The organism is Acinetobacter sp. WC-743, assembly GCF_000335555.1.
Classification (GTDB): Bacteria; Pseudomonadota; Gammaproteobacteria; order Pseudomonadales; family Moraxellaceae; genus Acinetobacter; species Acinetobacter bereziniae.
The window spans coordinates 1-213 of the sequence record NZ_AMFQ01000049.1 but is presented as its reverse complement, the minus strand read 5'-3'; the positions used below and the strand labels follow the sequence as shown (position 1 = coordinate 213).

At 51.6% G+C, this 213-nt stretch carries 1 pseudogene; it reads left to right on the top strand.

Annotated elements, in window-relative coordinates:
• Positions 1-213: pseudogene (locus ACINWC743_RS07070) on the top strand (hypothetical protein); the annotation flags it as partial.

Sequence of the window (213 nt, the reverse complement as noted above, 5' to 3'; positions counted from 1 at the left end):
CTATGTCGACAACATTGATCCAGCAGCACCAGTGGTCAATGTCACAGGCAATCCAGATGGTTCGGTAAGTGTCAGTGGCACAGCTGAGCCAAACAGTAACATTGAAATCCGCTATCCAGATGGCAGCACAGTCACCACAGCGGTGGACAGTTCAGGTAATTATGGACCTGTGACCTCTGCGATCAACCAACCGACAGGTACGGTGAGTGGCAC